At 62.8% G+C, this 18,188-nt stretch carries 18 protein-coding genes; 8 read left to right on the forward strand and 10 right to left on the reverse strand.

From position 1 onward, the window contains the following. Positions 1–60 precede the first annotated feature (60 nt). On the forward strand, positions 61–1,278 hold the full coding sequence (locus WBN73_RS20140; RefSeq protein ID WP_337341108.1) for a hypothetical protein: 1,218 nt from the start codon (positions 61–63) through the stop codon (positions 1,276–1,278). 34 nt (positions 1,279–1,312) lie between these two features. Then, positions 1,313–1,795 carry a hypothetical protein gene (locus WBN73_RS20145; RefSeq protein ID WP_089596573.1) on the forward strand — a complete coding sequence of 161 codons (483 nt, stop codon included), beginning with the start codon at positions 1,313–1,315 and terminating at the stop codon, positions 1,793–1,795. Here WBN73_RS20145 and WBN73_RS20150 read toward each other — a convergent pair. The 6 genes from WBN73_RS20150 to WBN73_RS20175 all read right to left on the reverse strand — a co-directional run bounded on the left by WBN73_RS20150 (position 1,779) and on the right by WBN73_RS20175 (position 9,911). Next, entirely contained in the window at positions 1,779–2,825 is a 1,047-nt protein-coding gene (locus tag WBN73_RS20150) for a Gfo/Idh/MocA family protein (RefSeq protein ID WP_207595333.1), read from the reverse strand. The genes WBN73_RS20145 and WBN73_RS20150 overlap by 17 nt on opposite strands. A gap of 205 nt (positions 2,826–3,030) precedes the next feature. After that, positions 3,031–4,758 carry an ABC transporter family substrate-binding protein gene (locus WBN73_RS20155; RefSeq protein WP_337341107.1) on the reverse strand — a complete coding sequence of 576 codons (1,728 nt, stop codon included), beginning with the start codon at positions 4,756–4,758 and terminating at the stop codon, positions 3,031–3,033. Between the two features lie 76 nt (positions 4,759–4,834). Then, on the reverse strand, positions 4,835–7,000 hold the full coding sequence (locus WBN73_RS20160; RefSeq protein ID WP_280624400.1) for an ABC transporter ATP-binding protein: 2,166 nt from the start codon (positions 6,998–7,000) through the stop codon (positions 4,835–4,837). Next, complete coding sequence (locus tag WBN73_RS20165) at positions 6,997–7,959, reverse strand: ABC transporter permease (RefSeq protein ID WP_337341106.1); 963 nt, start codon at positions 7,957–7,959, stop codon at positions 6,997–6,999. Before WBN73_RS20165 ends, WBN73_RS20160 begins: the two co-directional genes overlap by 4 nt. After that, positions 7,959–8,942: an ABC transporter permease gene (locus tag WBN73_RS20170; protein WP_207595337.1), complete on the reverse strand. Its 984-nt coding sequence runs from the start codon at positions 8,940–8,942 to the stop codon at positions 7,959–7,961. The genes WBN73_RS20165 and WBN73_RS20170 overlap by 1 nt, the downstream gene beginning before the upstream one ends. A 363-nt stretch (positions 8,943–9,305) precedes the next feature. Next, positions 9,306–9,911 (reverse strand): TetR/AcrR family transcriptional regulator, encoded by a 606-nt coding sequence (locus WBN73_RS20175; RefSeq protein WP_207595338.1) that lies wholly within the window; start codon positions 9,909–9,911, stop codon positions 9,306–9,308. Positions 9,912–10,036: 125 nt separating this feature from the next. On the opposite strand from WBN73_RS20175, the gene WBN73_RS20180 reads away from it, so the two are divergent. The 3 genes from WBN73_RS20180 to WBN73_RS21470 all read left to right on the forward strand — a co-directional run bounded on the left by WBN73_RS20180 (position 10,037) and on the right by WBN73_RS21470 (position 11,937). Next, positions 10,037–10,603, forward strand: a complete 567-nt coding sequence (locus WBN73_RS20180; RefSeq protein ID WP_207595339.1) for an NAD(P)H-dependent oxidoreductase — start codon at positions 10,037–10,039, stop codon at positions 10,601–10,603. A gap of 190 nt (positions 10,604–10,793) precedes the next feature. Continuing rightward, positions 10,794–11,618: a GerMN domain-containing protein gene (locus tag WBN73_RS20185; RefSeq protein ID WP_337341105.1), complete on the forward strand. Its 825-nt coding sequence runs from the start codon at positions 10,794–10,796 to the stop codon at positions 11,616–11,618. A 55-nt stretch (positions 11,619–11,673) separates the two neighbouring features. Further along, positions 11,674–11,937, forward strand: coding sequence for a DUF1990 family protein (locus WBN73_RS21470; protein ID WP_443193275.1), 264 nt, complete (start codon positions 11,674–11,676; stop codon positions 11,935–11,937). 38 nt (positions 11,938–11,975) lie between these two features. On the opposite strand, the gene WBN73_RS20190 is transcribed toward WBN73_RS21470, so the two are convergent. The 3 genes from WBN73_RS20190 to WBN73_RS20200 form a co-directional block, all read right to left on the reverse strand. Further along, a complete protein-coding gene (locus tag WBN73_RS20190) occupies positions 11,976–12,515 on the reverse strand; it encodes a hypothetical protein (RefSeq protein ID WP_280624409.1) in 540 nt (179 codons plus the stop codon). Further along, positions 12,496–13,527 (reverse strand): hypothetical protein, encoded by a 1,032-nt coding sequence (locus tag WBN73_RS20195; protein ID WP_337341104.1) that lies wholly within the window; start codon positions 13,525–13,527, stop codon positions 12,496–12,498. Before WBN73_RS20195 ends, WBN73_RS20190 begins: the two co-directional genes overlap by 20 nt. Before the next feature lie 97 nt (positions 13,528–13,624). Beyond that, the gene (locus tag WBN73_RS20200; RefSeq protein WP_280624411.1) at positions 13,625–14,473 is read right to left on the reverse strand and encodes an isocitrate lyase/PEP mutase family protein; all 849 of its coding nucleotides are present in this window, start codon (positions 14,471–14,473) and stop codon (positions 13,625–13,627) included. A gap of 111 nt (positions 14,474–14,584) precedes the next feature. On the opposite strand from WBN73_RS20200, the gene WBN73_RS20205 reads away from it, so the two are divergent. The 3 genes from WBN73_RS20205 (at position 14,585) to WBN73_RS20215 (ending at position 16,802) form a co-directional block, all read left to right on the forward strand. Beyond that, on the forward strand, positions 14,585–15,892 hold the full coding sequence (locus WBN73_RS20205; protein ID WP_337341103.1) for an aminotransferase-like domain-containing protein: 1,308 nt from the start codon (positions 14,585–14,587) through the stop codon (positions 15,890–15,892). After that, on the forward strand, positions 15,889–16,317 hold the full coding sequence (locus tag WBN73_RS20210; RefSeq protein ID WP_207595346.1) for a universal stress protein: 429 nt from the start codon (positions 15,889–15,891) through the stop codon (positions 16,315–16,317). Before WBN73_RS20205 ends, WBN73_RS20210 begins: the two co-directional genes overlap by 4 nt. 173 nt (positions 16,318–16,490) lie before the next feature. Next, a complete protein-coding gene (locus WBN73_RS20215; RefSeq protein WP_337341127.1) occupies positions 16,491–16,802 on the forward strand; it encodes a hypothetical protein in 312 nt (103 codons plus the stop codon). Here WBN73_RS20215 and WBN73_RS20220 read toward each other — a convergent pair. Then, positions 16,783–18,186 (reverse strand): APC family permease, encoded by a 1,404-nt coding sequence (locus WBN73_RS20220; RefSeq protein WP_337341102.1) that lies wholly within the window; start codon positions 18,184–18,186, stop codon positions 16,783–16,785. The genes WBN73_RS20215 and WBN73_RS20220 overlap by 20 nt on opposite strands. Between the last annotated feature and the right edge of the window lie 2 nt (positions 18,187–18,188).

An 18,188-nucleotide genomic window follows, 5' to 3' on the forward strand; every position in this document is an offset into this window, starting at 1 on the left:
GGAGACGCCTGGTGCCACGACTGGTCCGCAGGTTTTTACCAATGTCGCTACGTTCAGGGGATGCGTGATGGGGCTGAGTACATAATGGGGCAGGGACTGGTAGGCGCCGACGTCGGTGATCTCCGCCGACTCTCGGCAGTGATGGACTCCGAAGCTGAGAAGATCACCACACTTCAACAGCAGCTCAATGTGCTCATCCAGAATGGCCACTATTGGCGGGGAAACGATGCCGAGCAATTCCGCAGCAACTGGCACAGCCAGCTGTACGGACGGCTCGGTGCGGCAGCGGTTTGCCTCAAGGACAACGCCCGCGCCCTGAAACTCAATGCCGACCAGCAGGAGCAAGCCTCGCTGGGCGGGGCGGGACGGGGGCTTGGCGACGGAAAGGGCAGAGGCCCCTCAGGGCCGCTGGGATTCACTTTTGATCCCACCACCTTCGGTCCGGTCACTGTGGAAGGCAATGGCGGATTCGACAGTCAGGCATCGGGCGAAACGCACGGATCCATGGGGCCGGGCGGAATCGCGATTGGTGGCTCCGGTGATGCGTCCACTGGCGGTGAGATGACGTGGACAGTGAAATCCGGATACGGGCCGGTGGACACCACTGTCACCAACGAAACATTCATCGGAGCGCGCGCCAACGGCGAGTTCGATGCAAGCGTGCCCTCCGGGCTGCGACTCCCCCATGCCAGCGCCACCGGCGAAGCTTTTGCAGGGGCCGAGAACACCACCACCGTGCGGTCCGACTTCTTCGATGGCTGGGTCACCAACACCTCTACCACGCGAATGATGACCGGAGTAGAGGCCAGCGCACACGCCGAAGCGACCAGCCCATTCCTGTTTTCTGCGGGCGGTGAGGGTTTTGCCGGTCAGAAGGTCACCATGGATAACAAGACCGACTTCGCCGGAGGGCTGTTCTCCCTGGGGCAGGGCGGAGAACTGCGCGCCGGTGCCTGGGCAAGCGCCGGCGAAGGCGAGCTGAGCGTCAAGGGCAGCGAGACAACCGGTACAGCCTTCAGCGCAGGTGCCGGAGCGGAACTGACCGGAAGCCGGTACGTCGAAGTTTTGGGCCAGACGCTGACCCTCAACGCAACAGTTGCCGCCGGAGCCGGGGAGGGTCACTTCTTTACGGCTTCCATGGACGAAGACGGACTGACCCTCGGCGCGGGTGCCAAGATCACTGCGGAGCTGGGACTGGGAGCAGGTGGCCAGATCACCATCAGCCCGTCCGGGTTCGTTGATTCAGTGACCGGGTTCGTCGACTTCCTCAGCAGATAGCTTCCTGCACTGACAGCGCTCCGAAAGGGCTCCCATGACATCGCACCAGGTTTTCCCATCCGCCGAGTTCCCCGCCTACCCCTCCATCAAACTCAACGCGCCCGCGGGATGGTCCCAGCAAGTTGTCCCCGATGCGGTGGGCGCCCTGATGGCACCCGCTGCGGAAGGACGCTACACGGCGAATGTGGTGATTTCCGTGTCGCGCCGCTTGCCCGGCTATCAGCTCCAGGACATCGCCGCGTCCGTGGACTCGTTCCTGGACGCCTTGCCGGATGCAGTTCTGCTGGGCACGGAGCCGGTGGTGATCAATGGCCGGGATTGGCACGTACGCGAAGCACGCTACACGCATCCGCAGGCCGGCTCGCTGGCCCAGTTCACCGCCGTCACGGTAGTTCACCACGAGACCGCAGCGGATATTGTCCAGCTGACGGGCAGTTGCCAGCCCACTGAAGGCAACGACGACCTCAAGGCCATCTACTCGCTGGTTGCCAGCGCGGACGTTACGCCAGCGTCCTAGCCTGCTCAATCAGCTTCAGCACCGCAACGGAGCCGTCCGGATCAACAGGCAAGGGAAGCGCCGAGGCTGTGCCGCCGTCGTCGAGCTTTTCCGCCAGAATCCGGTAGAACTCGGGGTAGGCGCCACGCTCTGTGGGGACCTGGATGCGCTGCCCGTTCAGTTCCAGCGTGCCATGGTTTTCTGCGGGTTCGACGCCGTACCGCGCGTCCGTAGGGAGCCCGCCTCCCAGCACGTAGGGCTCCTGGGGGTCGGTGCCGAACTTCACGAAGCCACCCTCGGTGCCGAGGACGCGGAAGCGCGGGCCGTGCAGGTGGCTGGTCAGGTTGATGGTGACATGGCTGACCACGCCGGACTGGTGCCGGAGTGCCAGGAAGACATCGTCATCGACGCTTTCCTGGGGACGGCGCGCCTGGATTTCCGCGTAGGTGACGGTGGCTGGACCAAAGAACTGCAGGCACAGGTCCAGAACGTGGGTGCCGAGGTCGAACAGGACACCGCCGCCGTCTTCCGCAGTAGCACTGGCCTTCCAGGCTTTGGCGATCTCCGGCGCCCAACGCTCCATTCCCACCTCGAACCTGGTCACTGTCCCCAGCGTTCCGGCGTCGAGCAATTTCCTGACGGTGAGCGAGTCGCCGTCCCAGCGCCGGTTTTGGTACACGGTGAGGACACGGCCCAATTTCGCCGCCAGTCGGATCAGTTCCTCGCCCTCGGCGCTGCGGACCGTGAACGGTTTGTCCACGACGACGTCGAGCCCGGCTTCCAGCGCGGCTTTCGCGAGCGGGAAATGGGTTGCGGGCGGTGTGCCCAGAACGATGAGGTCCAGCTGGTCAGCCAGCGCCAGGATGTCCTCCGGCGTGCTGACAATGGTGGCCTGCGGGTAGCGGTCCTTGGCCTTGGCTTGGCGCGACTCGTCCGAGGTGGAGATGACGGCAAGCTCATATGCAGGGTTGCTGGCAATGAAGGGCGCGTGAAAGACGCTGCCCGACAGGCCAAACCCTGCCACGGCGGTACGGATCGGCTGGGAAGTCATGACCCTAGGCTACCGACCCTCTCTCACATAACAGCCCTTTCACGCCAACCCTCTATCACCGGGTGAGAGAGCGTCCGACCCAAGCACGCGGGACGTGAGAGAGCGTGGGGACGGCGAAGGCCGGGAACCTCCCCGACCCGATGAACAGGTTGGGGATGTTCCCGGCCTTCTGGAAACTACATCTTGGACAACTACAGCGGGGAGGCTACTTCTTGGTGCCCTTTTCCCAGCCGATGGTGGTCCAGTCCGGAACGTTGGAGTTGCTCTTGAACAGGGACGGACCGTAGTTGGCCAGGCCCGTGCGCACAAACTGGATCTCCGGGCCGTTCAGCAGGGTACCCATGGAGAAGTACTTCGCCATGTGCTTTTTCTCTACCTCCATGGCGGCCTTGTTGCGCTCTTTGTCATCAGCAATGGTTGCCAAGCGCTTGATTTCAGCGTCCAGCTCAGCATCGCCGAGTTTGTTTTCGTTGGTGGTTGACTCGTAGAACTGCTTGACGCCGCTGGTTGCATCCGCGCCAACCGTGTAGCCCGAAATCGTCAGGTCAAACTCCCGCGACCCCAGAACCTTCTGGAAGTCCGCGTCACCGCGCTGCTCAACCGCGACATCCATGCCCGCTGCCTGAAGCTGCTTCTGCAGGGTCTGTGAGACGGCCGCCCGTGTGGGATCCTCTCCAAAATAGGTCACCTTGAAAGTTACGGGGACGCCGTCCTTGGCCATGATGCCCTTGTCATTGGCAGTGTAACCCGCGTCAGCGAGGACCTTCTTGGCGGCCTCAGCGTCCGAGTCCTTGACGGGGTAGTTGTCCTGGTAGTACTCGGAGAACGGCATGAGCATCATGGAGCCCGAGCTTTCCTCGGACCAGTTCAGTCCGTTGAACTGAACATCTCGGAGAGCTTTTCGGTCCACGGCCGTGAAGATCGCCTTGCGGACGGCCACATCGGCGAGGGCAGGGCGCTCGGCATTGAGGTTGAGACCACCGGCGAACAGTCGCTGACCGCGGCGGACCTCAGCATTTTTGGTTCCCTCAAGCTGCTTGTAGCGGCTCAGGGAGCGAGCGTCAGTAGCATCAATTTCGCCGTTCTTGAACGCGGCGATGGTTGCGCTCGGTTCCATCTGGCGCCAAATGATCTTGTCCAGGACAGGCTTCTGGCCCCACCACTTGTCGTTGGGAACCATAGTGACCGTCTTGGCGGTGGTGTCGTAGTTCTCCACCTTGAACGGGCCAGCCATCCATTCAGGATGCATGTTGCCAGCAAAGCCATTGTTGAAGATTTCCGCCGTATTGACGGCAGGGTGGATCAGTCCGAAGAAGAGATCCTCAAGCGGATAGACCGGCTGCGTAGTGGTGACAATGACTTCCTTGTCGTTGGCACCGGCTTTGACTGAGTCTACAAACGGATATGCCCCCGGGTTGACGATGTCAATCGCCTTATCTTCGCCGCGGGACATCTTCCAGGTGTTCTCGAACGTCTTGACGTCGATAGGCGTACCGTCGTTCCAGGTTGCCTTGTCGTTGACCTTAATGGTGATGGTCTGCTTGCCATCCTTGACTTCGCTCTTCACCTCTTCGCAGAAGTCCTTGTTCGGCTCAGCCTTGCCGTCAAAGTCCAGCTTCCAGCAACCGCCGATCCCGCCGCTGCTAAGGCCTGCCGGATTGACTGGAGTCAACACAGCTGCAGTGGGGCCGCTGTTCCCGACGTTGGAATTATTGTTGAAGTCCGGCCCGAGATCCACGGTAGGCAGGGTGACGGTGCCGCCCTGCTCAAGGTCTTTTGCTTCCTTGGCGTTGACGCTGATCAGCTTGCTGATGTCACCGCCGGCTGCTTCGGCCTTCTGCGAGGCCGGACCCGACGGCGTTCCCCCGCCGCAAGCGGTCAGCATGAGCGTTGCTACGAGCGCTACGCCGCCAATCGTCGTGTACTTCTTCATGGTTTGCCCTTCGTGTTTACGACTGAAATATCTTTGCGAGTTGAGACCAGGGATGTATTCAATGCTTCATATGTCGTCAGGCATGCACCACCAGCATGTCGGCATCCAGCTCTCCGTCCGGGAAGAAGCAGGCGAAGTCCTGCGCGCCTTCCTTCTCAGAAGCCAATGGCGGCTCCAGAGTAAGGCACTTCTCCTGCTTTGCGGCAGGTAGTGCGGCGAACACGGGACAACGGGTGGCGAAATTGCATCCCTTGGGAGCATCAAGCGGGCTGGGAAGGTCACCCTGCAGGATGATGCGTTCGCGGGTACGTTCCAGGTTCGGGTCGGGCACCGGGATGGCGGACAAAAGCGCCCGGGTGTAAGGGTGGCGCGGATTGTCGAAGACATCGTCTACGTCGCCGGTCTCCACGATCTTGCCCAGATACATCACGGCAACCCGGTCTGAAATGTGGCGGACCACGGAGAGGTCGTGGGCCACCATCAGGTAGCTCAGCCCCAACTCGGCCCGGAGCTTGTCCAACAGGTTGATAACTCCGGCTTGGACGGAGACGTCCAAGGCAGAAACCGGCTCGTCCAGGACCACGAGCTTGGGATTGACCGCCAGAGCCCGGGCTATGCCGATACGCTGGCGCTGACCGCCGGAGAACTGGTTGGGGAAGCGGTTCACGTGGTCAGGCTGCAGGCCCACCAGCTTCATGAGTTCCATGATGCGTTTCTTGATGGCGGCCTTGGGCATCCCGAGGTTTTCCAAGGGCTCAGCCAGGACTTCATACACGGTGAAGCGTGGATCCAGGGCGCCGGTGGGGTCCTGGAAAACCATCTGCATTTCCTTGCGCATGGCCATCTTGGTCTTGTGGTCGGTAGCCACTTTGTTGCTGACGCCCCCGATGATGACTTCGCCCATCTGATCCGGGTGGAATTCCATGATCTCCAGGAGCGTGGTGGTCTTACCGCAACCGGACTCGCCCACGATGGAGACGCACTCGCCCTCGCGGATGTCGAAGCTCAGCCCGTCCACGGCCTTGACCGTGCCGATCCGCCGCTTGATCAGGGCACCCTTGAGCAGCGGGAAGTGCTTTTTTACATCCTTGAGTTCCAGGACCTTGTCGCGCTCGACGCGGGCAACGCCGTCGAACTTTGACACCGGCTTGGGCGGCGCGTGGAAAATCTTGTGGGCGTCAGCGTCGCCGCTGAGCTGGTCTGCCTTAATGCAGGCTGCCTTGTGACCCAAAGTCTGACCTTCAACTCCGGGCACCGGGAACAGTTCCGGTTCGCCCTGAAGGCAGGCATCGCTCACCATCGGGCACCGAGCGGCGAAGGAGCATCCAGTGACGGGCAACGCCAGGTTGGGCGGGGTCCCTTCGATGGGCACCAGCGACTGCTTGCCCGAGGTATCCACACGCGGCACGGCCCCGAGCAGGCCCAAGGTATATGGCATCCGGGGGTTGTAGTAGATGTCCTCCACAGTGCCGGTCTCCACCGGCTTGCCCGCGTACATCACCATGATGTCGTCGGCCATGCCCGCTACGACACCGAGGTCGTGGGTGATCATGACAACGGCGGCGCCGGTCTCCTCCTGCGCCGTGTGCAGGACTTCCAGCACCTGCGCCTGGATGGTAACGTCCAACGCCGTCGTGGGTTCATCAGCGATGAGCACCCGAGGATCGTTGGCAATCGCGATGGCGATCATGACGCGCTGGCGCATGCCACCGGAAAACTCATGCGGGAAGGCCTTCAGCCTGTCCTTAGGGCTCGGGATGCCCACCATGCGTAGAAGGTCGACGGCGCGAGCTTCTTTGGCCTGCTTACTCATGGTGGGGTTGTGGACCGTCAGCGCCTCGATGATCTGGTTGCCCACCGTGTAGACGGGCGTCAGCGAGGACAGCGGATCCTGGAACACCATGGCAATGTCACTGCCGCGGTGCTTGCACATGGCTTTGTCAGACAGGCCAAGGAGCTCCTTGCCTTTGAAGCGCACGGAGCCGGTGATGTCCGCGGTTTCGGGGAGCAGCCCCATGACGGCCATGGACGTCACGGACTTGCCGGAGCCGGACTCACCCACGATGCCCAGGGTCTTCCCGGGCATGAGATCGAAATCCACTCCGCGGACAGCATGGACCACACCGTTTTCGGAGTTGAAGCGGACGTTGAGGTCGCGAACGCTGAGGACGGCGTCGCCGGGAGCGTAAAGTCCAGCGTCGCGGAGGCGTTCGGCCGGCGTGTGGGAGATGTTGGTGCTCATTTGTTGACCTTCTTTGCGGTCTTGGTCTTCGCCCGGCCGATGGAGCTGGAGCTGGGATCGAAGGCGTCGCGGAGGCCGTCGTTCATCATGGCCAGCGAACCGGTCAGCAGGAACATGACAGTCAGCGGTACCCAGAACATCCACGGGAAGGAGGACACCTGGCCCGTGGCCTGCCCAATCAGGACGCCGAGGCTGACGTCGGGAACCTTGATACCGATGCCGATGAAGGAGAATGCAACTTCGGCCAGGATTGCGCCGGTGATGCCGCGAGTGAAGTCGAGCACCAGCAGCGAGCCGATGTTCGGAACCAGGTGACGCCAGACGATGCGGCGTGACGGCACGCCCATGTATTTGGCTGCTTTGACGTAATCGCGCTGCATCAGGGACATGGACAGTGAGCGCACCAAACGGGCAGTGCCCATCCAGCTGAAGAAGAGCAGCACGACCACCAGGAGGAGCCAACTGGGGAGGTCCTTGAGTCCACCGCCGCCGCTGGTTGCCACGGCCACCACCAGGATGGCCGGCATCATGATGAGTGCTTCGAGGATGAACAGCATGGTGGCATCCACTTTGCCCCCGAAGAAGGCCATGGTGCAGCCGTACACCGCGGAGATCAGGACGGACAGGCCACCCACAATGAGGCCGATGAGAATCGAGGTTCGTGTGCCATCCACAATCAACGCCATGAGGTCGATGCCGGCCTGCGTTGTACCGAGCAGGTGGTCCGGTGACGGAGGCATGCCGATATTCAACGGATCGATGGTGTCCTTGTCCCACGACGTCAGGAACCCGCCGAAAATCGAGAAGAGGAACAACGCGAGGAAGATGAACAACCCGGCGACGGCGGTACGGTTCCGCATGAAGCGACGGAAGATGATGCGGGACTTGCCGATGACGACGTCCTGGTCGCCGACCCGGGATTCGTCGATTTCCGCAATGGGATCGATGATGTTGGTCATTACTGGACCCTCACTCGTGGATCGACCAGCGTGGTGGCGAAGTCGGCAAGGATGGCCCCGATCGCGAAGATCACGGAGCCGTAGGCCAGCGTGGCGGTGGCGACGTTGACATCCTGCAGGCTGATGGCCTGGATGCTCCAGAGGCCAATGCCCGGCCACGCGAAGATGGCCTCGGCGAAGAAGCCGCCGGTGAAGATCGCCGGGATGGTGAACGCGATGCTCTGGGCGACCGGGATGAAGGAGACGCGCAGGGCGTGCTTTCGGATGGCCTGGTTGCGGGTGAGCCCCTTGGCCCGTGCTGTGCGGACAAAGTCGGCATTGACGTTGTCCAGGAGGTACTGCCGCTGGGCGATCTGGTAACCGGCCCAACCAAAGATGGTCATCGCGAAGGTGGGCACGGCGTAGTGGGCAACCAGGTCCACGAAAGCCGGCCAGCCAGGGTCGATGCCCGGCGTCGAAATTCCCGTCACGAAGAAGATGCGCTCCCCAACGGCCTCGTTGATGCTGATGGCGCCGAGCTGCACCAGGAAGTAGGCGATGGGCGCTGGGAGGATGTGGACCAGGTAGCTGTAGGACGTGATGACACGGTCTTGGAACTTGTACTGGCGTGCGGCGGAATAGACACCGAGTGCGACGCCGATGACCAGGGTCAGGATGATGGAGGCGATGAACAGCCGGGTGGAGACCATCACGCGGTCCGCGAACTCGGCGTTGACGAAGGCGCCGTTCGGACTGCGTCCCCAGTCCCAGCGGGTGACGATGCCGCCAAGCCACTGAATGTACCGTTCCCAGGGGTTTAACTCCGGGTCAAGTCCCAGTCCACGGAATGACGCTGCTACCTGTTCCGGGGTTGGCCGCGGAATTTTCTCTTGCTCCAGAACCGCCGGCTTGAGCGAGGAGACTGCCAGGAAATACCCGGCGCTGGTGGTCAGGAAGATCATGATCAGGTAGATGCCCGACCGCTTCATCAGATATTTCAGCATGTCGGGCGGCTGCCCCGAATCGTGGCAAAACTCAATGCTCGTCCTTCCGCGGTTCCCGGCTGTGGCCGGCGTCAGCTACGAATTGATGCAGCGGGTTCTTGGGTCCCCCACACCCCTTCAGTGATCACCAGCCCTGTATGGCATGCGTCACATTCAAGAGGAAACTACCACAATAACTGCTTCACGTTTTGCTTCCTCGCGTCCAGTTTCCCGCCTGCAGCCAGATTGTTATGTGCAGACTGCGTCACGTTACCGACGCCAATGGCACTTATGCGCCTGAAGTAGCGGCAATGGGGGCGCTAACAGGGCGGGGCGGCGGGTTGCGCGGCCGGCAGTGGCGGAGCGCGGCCCACCCGCGGGCAGTCAGGTGGCGGGCAGCAGCCGCGTGATCAGTTCGCGCCAGGAGTCCGTGAGGCGCGTGGGTGAAATGCCGCGCACTCGGACGTCATCCACAATGCGCTCAGGGTCCAGGGCATAGGTCAGGGACATGGCCATTACCCAGGGATCAGCAATCCCGGCCTCGCGGAGCAAGATCTCCATGTGGCGGTGGGAGAGCTTGGTTGCGGGGACATCGAACCTGTTGCGGGTGGCAGCACCCGCCGCCTTCAGGAGTTCGCCGTTTTCCAGGACGAAGAAGATCCGCCCTTCGCCGAACGCAATCAGTCGTTCCTTTGCGGCGGCGCCTGGGCCCAGCGGTGGTGGCCCGAACATGAAGCCGTGTTGGAACTCGGATTCAGAATCGCTCAACAGAGTCATCATGAGCCCCGCCCTGCTGCCGAACCGGCGGAAGACAGTGCCCTTGCCTACATGGGCCTTACAGGCGAGCGCGTCCATAGTGAGTGCTTCCGCGCCGAACTCGGCCACCAGGTCCCGGGCAGCGTTGAGAAGGCGCTCACGATTTCGGGCGGCATCGCTGCGCTCGTGGGGCGCGCCCAGGGGCACGTCCGGCCGAAGAGGGATGGAGCTCACAGAAATATTCTAGACCCCGGGAATAGAAAGCGGACCATAGTCCGTTTAGTATCGATGAAGGCTCCAAAGCCCAGATACCGCAGGGCGGGTTCCGCAAGGTACCCGGCCAGACACAAGGAGACACTATGTCCAAGAGCACCGTTCTTACCCTCGTCGGCAGCCTCCGCGCCGATTCCCACAACAAGAAGCTCGCCGAAGCCATCCAGCTGAACGCGCCTGAGAATGTTGATGTGCAGATCCACGGCTCGCTGGGCAACATCCCGTTCTACAACGAGGACATCGACGTCGAAGGTCAGGTCCCCGCCGAAGCCGCCGCACTCCGCGCCGCAGCAGCCGACGCCGACACCATCCTGCTGGTCACCCCCGAGCACAACGGCACCATGCCCGCCTCGCTGAAGAACGCCATTGACTGGCTGTCCCGCCCGTTCGGCGCCGGCGCCCTCTCCGGCAAGCCGACCGCCGTCGTCGGAACCGCCTTTGGCCAGTTCGGTGGCGTGTGGGCCCAGGACGAGGCCCGCAAAGCAGCCGGCATCGCAGGTGCCAAGGTCCTGGAAGACGTCAAGCTGGCCGTCCCGGGTTCGATGATCCGCTTCGCCGAACTGCACCCGAAGGACGACGCCGAGGTCGTAGAGCAGATCAAGGGCATCTTCGAGCCGCTGACCGCCGCCCAGGACGAAGAAGCAGCAGCCTAGTCTTTCGCCTTCAACGCCCCCGTTCCGCTTTTGTGCGGGGCGGGGGCGTTCGCGTTCCTGCCGACTGTCGGCCTGCCGGACAGCCCCAGCGTGACCAACTCTTGTCCGAACCGTCACCGTAGCGGCATGTTGTGTTCCGTCCACCCGGCCTAACGTTGGAGATACAGGTGGACAGGAGCGCGGGGCTGTCATGTATGCCGGACGGGGACTAAAAAGTACGACGGCGATCACGGCTGCCTGCCTCTTCTTCAGCCTGGGAGTGGCTGGCTGCACCACTGTCCCCGCAGATCCCGCTGTCCCCGAAGGCGCAGCCCCTTTGCCGACCGTCTCCGTGACGCCGACGGCACCCTCACAGAGTGCAACGCCTTCTGCGTCGCGCCCTGTTGCCTCGGCTTCTGCCCCCGTAGTCCCCGGCACGCCGTCCGTTTCCGTATCCGCCGCGCCGCCCTCGCCGGCAACACCAACACCGCCGGCACCTTCATCCGCTCCCCCGGGCACCCCGGACGTTTCCGCAGCCGCACCTACCCAGCCGCGTGCCGCCGTCGAGCCTTCACCCGAACCGGGCACCAGCGCTCCGGAGCCTGCAGAAACCGGCACGGTAATGACCGTGGATGCCTCCGGTCCGGCGGTGTACTACGTGGCAATCGACGACGGCGGCGCCCGCGGCGTGCGCTTCGGCTGCAACGACAGCCTTGTACCCGTCCGCGGCATGGCCGTTCCCGGGGATCCGCTGACCGTGGCGCTGGGCCGGCTGCTGGAGGCAGGAATGCCGGTGGACAGCGATGCAGCCCTCTACGATGCCCTGGCCGGTTCCTCCCTGCGCTACCTGTCCGGCTACATGAGCGGGGCCACCGTGGTGGTGAACCTCAGCGGGTCACTGCGGCCCGGGGGTGTATGCGACATTCCACGCATCCAGGCGCAACTGACGCAGACCATCGTGGCGGCCAGCGGTGCGTCGCGGGCCGAGATCTATGTGAACGGCAGGACGTTGACGGAGGCCCTCAGCGTACGGTGAGCAGCGGTACGGTGAGCAGAGTCTTTGGAGAGCAACTCTTTGGGGAAAACGCTTGATGACATGTCCTGACGAACAGGTCTGGCCCGCAGCTGCGACGGGCTACCGCCGCTCGGAGATCACTGCGGTGATATCTCCGAGCACGGGAGCCAATGGTGTTTGGGAACGCGCCACGGAGCAGGTGCTGCGGTGGGGAGTGAAGACCGCAAGCGGATTCTCCGTCGATTCACCGAATCCCGTGTCTCGTGGTGATCGGGTGCTGGTTACCGCACATTTCTTCAGTTTCAGGGTGCTCGAACCCGTGAGGTGGTCGCGGCGGTAAAGGAGCCGGACCGGTCCTCGAAGAATCGGCCACCTTCATCACGCAGTCGCGATCGCCAGCACCCTCCGGAGGGCCCAGGCCACCCGCAACAAAGCCAAGGCAGAAGCGAACGCCAGTACGAACACCACACCCTCAGGAATCCACAAGCCAGTGGGCGCGCCTCCTTCCAGCACCATGGTGACCAGCGCAGCGATCAGCAGCAGGCCAAGCCCGGGGATGGCGAACAGGAACACCTCACCGATCTGGCGGCGATGGGTTGCCGATAATTTCTCCAGGGGAAGTTCCCGCTGGCCCGGCGCGGCTTTCTTGCCCAGCACGTTGATAAGCATGGAAACACTGGTGAGTGTCAGCCCGGCCGTGGCGCCGGCCAAGGTGGCGAGCGTTTGGAAGAGGGTTCGCCGGGTTCCGGCATCAACCCCTTCCAGCAACAACGGCTGACGCGCCAGCAATGTAATGCCCCACCAGATCAGGACGGCAAGAACCGCCCACAGGTAGTCGGCAGTGGGATGCAGCAGGAACCACCGCCACAGGGTCCGTCGCCTTCCGGAGCGTTCGATATCAACCTCGTACAAGCTCATGGCCGGCACCGCCTGCCGCGGCTTCATCAGCGAGTGCCGCGGCGGCGAGAGCATCGCGCACAGCAGTCATTCCGCCCGCAACGATGTCCGGCACCAGGCTCGAGTCAGCAGGGCCCTTGACGTCCGGCAGGGTCCTGGCAAAGAAGGCCTCGTTGTCCCGGGCTTGTTTGTTGAGGATGGCAATGGCCTCGGCCACTGACTTCTGAGGATCGTTGAACACGTCCGGGTCAACCTCGATGTGTGAAACGAACCGTTCCTTCAGGAGATCCACCACCTCCCGGTCACCTGTCAGCGAGTCCTTGCCCTCCGCCACCACGTAGTCAAAGTGCTCCACGGACCCAGCCCGGCGGAAGAGGTCGATGAGTTGCTGAATACGATCCCGGATCCGCTGCTTATCCTCCGCCCTCCCGGAACGGCCCACGCTCAGGGAAATGCGGAACGTTCCTTCGTTCATGAGGCGCGAGGCGCTCTCCAGGACGTCGGCCCATTCACCTTCCATCAGCTTCCCTGAAAGGCGCTCCGCGGGAAGCGCAAACTCGAAACGGCTTACTTCAAGCCGGGTGAGGATTTCCTCGATGTCCTCCCTCACCACAGGAACCAGGGCGGGTTCCAGTCCCAGCATCCCTCCGAGGTACTCCCCCATCCGGGATGCCCGGGGCCCGTTACCGCTGGTGAGCACGGCGATGACGTTCCTTTTTAGGAAAGCGAAATAGGTGGTCTCCAGGAGGTGGTCGCCGGGAGCCAGCGGGAGTGGTTTACGCCGGCCAAGGGCGTCGCCGACACTCGGTAGGTTGGTATCCCGGACACGGTCCAGCAACAGCACAGGATGAGGCGAGGATGCCACCGCCTGCGCGAGCAACACAGTCCCGTCCACACTGGTGAAATGCCGGTCCGTCGCGGAATCCTGGGCTTTCTTTAGGACCTCCACTACCCGGCGCGCCGGAAAGGGACGGCTGAGCTCATCACCGTTCAGCTGTTCGATCCGCCAAAACTGCACACTGCGTCGTGCCATCCGTACTCCCCTGCCGTGGTGGCCTTTGCTACAGATCCCAAGCTATCGGTGAGGTCCGACATTAAAGGCGGGCTCCGCCGTCCTGCGTTGCATCAGTTCACAAGCTGTACTTGGGCCCCTCCGCAAAGAGTGCATCCATCTCGTCGTGGCTGCGCGTGCCGGCGAGGCCGGCCCAGTTGCCGTCGCCCAGGATCTCCTTCGCAACCCGGGCCACCTTGGCGTAGGCAGCCTTCGCGGTGTTGCCGCCGATACTGACGCGACGGACGCCGGCGTCGTGCAGTTCCAGCGGCGACGGCGCCCCTACGCCCGCCAGCGCGTTCAGCGGCGCCGGTATGCGGCTGGATAGTTCATGGAGGACATGCAGATCCAGGACGCCGGGCACGAAGACGCCATCGGCACCGGCAGTGAGGTAGGCCTCGGCACGCCGCAGCGTCTCGTCGAAAGCCTCATCCGGAAACCGTCCGGACAGATAAGTGTCCGTGCGGGCATTGATGAACAGTGGGATCCTGCGGTCATCGGCCACGGCGCGGATGAGGGCTATGCGACGCGATTGCTCGGCGATGTCGGTGAGCGGTTCGGCCGCGGAGTCCTCGATGTTGATGCCCACAGCACCCTCGTCCAGGACGGCGTGGACGGTTGCCCGCAGTTCATCATCAGTGCGTCCGTAGCCCGTCTCGATGTCCGCGGTCACCGGCAGGGTGGTGGCGCCAACAACGCGACCCAACGCGGCCATGGCCAGCCCCCACGGCACATGGTCCCCGTCCCGGAAGCCCAGGCTCCAGGAGACGGCCGAGCTTGAAGTGGCAATCGCCGTCGCCCCTGCTTCCTGGACAACGCGGGCGGAAGCGGCGTCCCACACGTTCACCAGCACCAGCGGCACAGGCCCTGCATCATGGAGTTTGTGGAACTGTTCGGCCTTGGTCACGGATCCCCGGTGCGCTGTCATAGCTACATTCCAGCCCTTCCCGATCGCCACGTAAAGCGGGGACTGCCAAACTGGGAGAGATCCGAAAACAACTGTTGCCTCATTAGCAACATCGAGGAGTATCCTGTCACTGTGACCCACGAAACATTGGATGCCGGCGCAACGCTGCCCGCTGAAGCCATCGACGCCATTGAGCGGGCCGCCACGGCCGCCCACCCGCACGAGGAACTGTTCTCCGCGCGGGCCGCCAACATCAAGCAATCCGCCGTCCGCGATGTCTTCGACATCTCGATGCGGCCCGGCCTTGTCTCACTCGCCGGGGGCAACCCCTACCTGCAGTCGCTGCCGTTGGAGAAGCTCGGCCAGACCGCAGCCCGCATCATCGCCGAGGAAGGCATGACGGCCCTGCAGTACGGCGGCGGCCAGGGCACCGAAGAGCTCCGTGCCCAGATCTGCGACATCATGGCGGCAGAGGGCATCACCGACGCTGATCCCGGCAATGTGGTCATCACCGCCGGCTCACAGTCGGCGCAGGATGTGGCCACCAAGGTCTTCTGCAACCCCGGCGATGTGGTCCTGGTGGAAAACCCCACCTACGTGGGGGCCTTGAACACGTTCGAGGCATACCAAGTCGAGGTGGCACCGATCGACATGGACGACGACGGCCTGGTACCTGAGCTTCTTGAGGCCAGGATCGCAGCGCTCCAGTCAGAGGGAAAGAACATCAAATTCCTCTACACGATCCCCAACTTCAACAACCCCTCCGGGATCACCCTGGCCGCCGAACGCAGGCAACGGATCGTCGATATATGCCGGGACGCGAACATCATTGTCCTGGAGGACAACCCCTACGGACTCCTGCGTTTCGATGGCCATCCCATCGCCCCGATGCGCGCGGCCAACCCGGACGATGTCATCTACCTCGGCTCCTTCTCCAAGATCTTCGCTCCCGGCCTCCGGATCGGCTGGGCACTGGTTCCCGCGCACCTGCAGCGCCGCTTCTACCTGGCCTCCGAAGCCGTGACGCTCTGCCCGCCGCCACTGAACCAGATGATCGTCTCGGCATATCTCCGCGACTATGACTGGAAAAGCCAGATCGATACGTACCGCACGCTGTACGCGGAGCGGTGCGAGGCCCTGCTCTCAGCGCTGGATGAGTACATGCCCGCCGGGCTTACATGGACCCGCCCGGACGGCGGCTTCTTCGTCTGGGTCACCCTCCCCCACGGCGTGGACACGTACCCCTTGCTCGCAAAAGCCATCGACGCCGGCGTCGTCTTCATCCCCGGCGCAGCCTTCTCCCCCGCCGACGGCCCCTCCAACAAGCTCCGCCTGGCCTTCAGCGCAGTGCCGCCCGATACGATTGCCGAAGGCGTCCGCCGCCTGGCCCCAGTTTTGGCAGAAGCCATCACAGCCACCAATGAAGGAGCAGCACAATGACCGGAGTTGTGATTGTCGGAGTAGACGGCAGCGAGACGGCAATGAGGGCAGCTCAGGCCGCCCAGCAGCTGGCCATCGGACTCGGAGCCAGCCTGCGCGTTGTCAGCGCTTTCGACAGCAACCGTACTGAGGTGGTTGAGATCGGCACCGACAAGTGGATCGTGTCAGACGCCGCCGAAGCGGAGACCGTAGCCCGCACCGTGGCGGAGCGACTGACCCATGAGGGCCTGGACATCACCTACTCCGCGGCGCGTGGCAAGCCCGGCGAAGCCTTGGTGAAGGAAGCCGAAATGCAGGATGCCCGGCTGATCGTGGTGGGCAACCGGCGCATGCAGGGCCTGGGCAGGGTTCTGGGCAGTGTGGCCAACACCGTGGCCCACACGGCACCCTGCGATGTCTACATCGCCAAGACCGACCAGCCGTAAAGCGAGCTGAATCACGCCGCCGGGTGGGGAGCCTCACCCGGCGTTTGGCGTCTTTCGAGCCATTTCCCTGAAGTCATCGTTATAAAATCGAGATGCCCCCAATGGCGCGTGCCGCCTCCACCATCCGACTTCAGGGGATCATTTTCTTGCTTACTTTGCAGCCGCGCCAGCGCGTGGGACACGACATTCTGCTTGCCCGCCACGGCAACAACATCAGCACCATGCGCTACGACCGCAGTAACGATCGCATCATCGCGATGCTCGACGACGGCTCCTGGGACAGCGCCCCCAACATGATCACTCCGGGACTTGATATGCCGGAGACTTTCGCCAGCGTGTTCCGTAAGGACTGGCGCTTCCTGTCCGTGGCATGCGTTGCCATGCTCACCGTCGCCGCTGTTGCCATGGGCATCAGCGTCGACATGGCCAACCACATGTCCACCACCGAACTCCAGGCGCTGCTGGTCAGCTACCCGGCGTTTTAGCTGAGACGGGATGCGGCTCCTCAAGAGGGGTCGCGTCGTCGAAATCCAGGGCGATATTGCCTCCGGCCCTCCTGCGGCTCACCACGTAGATGGTTGCACCCACCGCAAGCCACGCTGCTCCCAGCAGATACGTGAACCAGGCGAGTGACGTCCACAGCCACGCGATGAAGGCGAATCCCAGCAGCGGCATGATCAGGTTCCGCAGCGCGCTTTGGGGACCGCGCTTACGCACGTCAAAGAACAGCACCTTGATGGTGGCCAGGTTGACCGCGGCGAAGGCAATCAAAGCCCCGAAGTTGATCATGTAGACCGCCTGTTCCAAGGTGATGAACAAAGCAACCAGTGAGACTGCGGATACCAGCAGCGCCGCCACATGCGGCGTGCGAAAGCGCAGGTTCAGCGTGGAGAAGGCCCCGGGCAGGATGTTGTCCCGCCCCATGGCATAGATGACCCGGCTGACACTCATCTGGGCCGCCGTGCCGCAGAGAACAAGTCCGCCGAGGTTAACCACCACGAAGACCACCATCAGGACATCGCCGCCGGCACGTTGCATGAGCTCCGTTCCTGCTGCATCAAGGTTCTCAATGGCCCTCCACTCGGGAGCGATGAGGCTGCCGGCTACGGAAAACAGCGCGTAACCAACACCTGCGAACAGCGTGGACAAGATAATGCCCCGCGGCACGTCCCTCTTCGGGTTGCGCGCTTCCTCGGACAGCGTGGAGACGCCGTCGAACCCCAGGAACGCAAAGGACACCATTGCAGCGGCGGCCATGACCGGCGCCAGCCCACCCTCCCCAAGAGTGAGGGGCCGGATGAGGTTCTCCACAGTCAGGTCCGGAGCGTTGCGGACCGCCAGCACGAGGAAGACAAGAATGACGACGACGGACGCCGCCACCACTACAAAGTTCATCTTCTTGATCCACGCAACACCGATCACACTGAAGAGGCCCACCACCAGCAGACAAGCCAGGACTGCGAGCTGTGATGGTATGGCAGGCAGCAGGCTGTTGAGATAGAGGCCGAAGAGCAGGAAGTTGACCATGGGCAGGAACAGGTAGTCCAACATCATGGCCCAACCCACCATGAAGCCCACAGGCTTGCCAAAAGCCCTTGACGCGTAGGCGTACGCGCCACCGGTGACAGGAACATTGCGTGCCATTTGTCCGTAGCTATGAGCTGTAAAGAGCATGGCTACCAGGGCAGCTATGTAGGCTGCTGGAAGATGTCCATCACTGATCTCCGTACCGGGTCCGTAGACCGCCACCACGGACAAGATACCCATGGACGTTAACCCGAAGGCGACCAATGACGGCAAGCCAAGGACCCTCTTGAGCGTTGGCCCAGAGGGCGGGATTTGGGTAGCACTTGCTGGGGTGGTGTCCATGG

The organism is Paenarthrobacter sp. CCNWLY172 (assembly GCF_037402035.1).
Classification (GTDB): Bacteria; Actinomycetota; Actinomycetes; order Actinomycetales; family Micrococcaceae; genus Arthrobacter.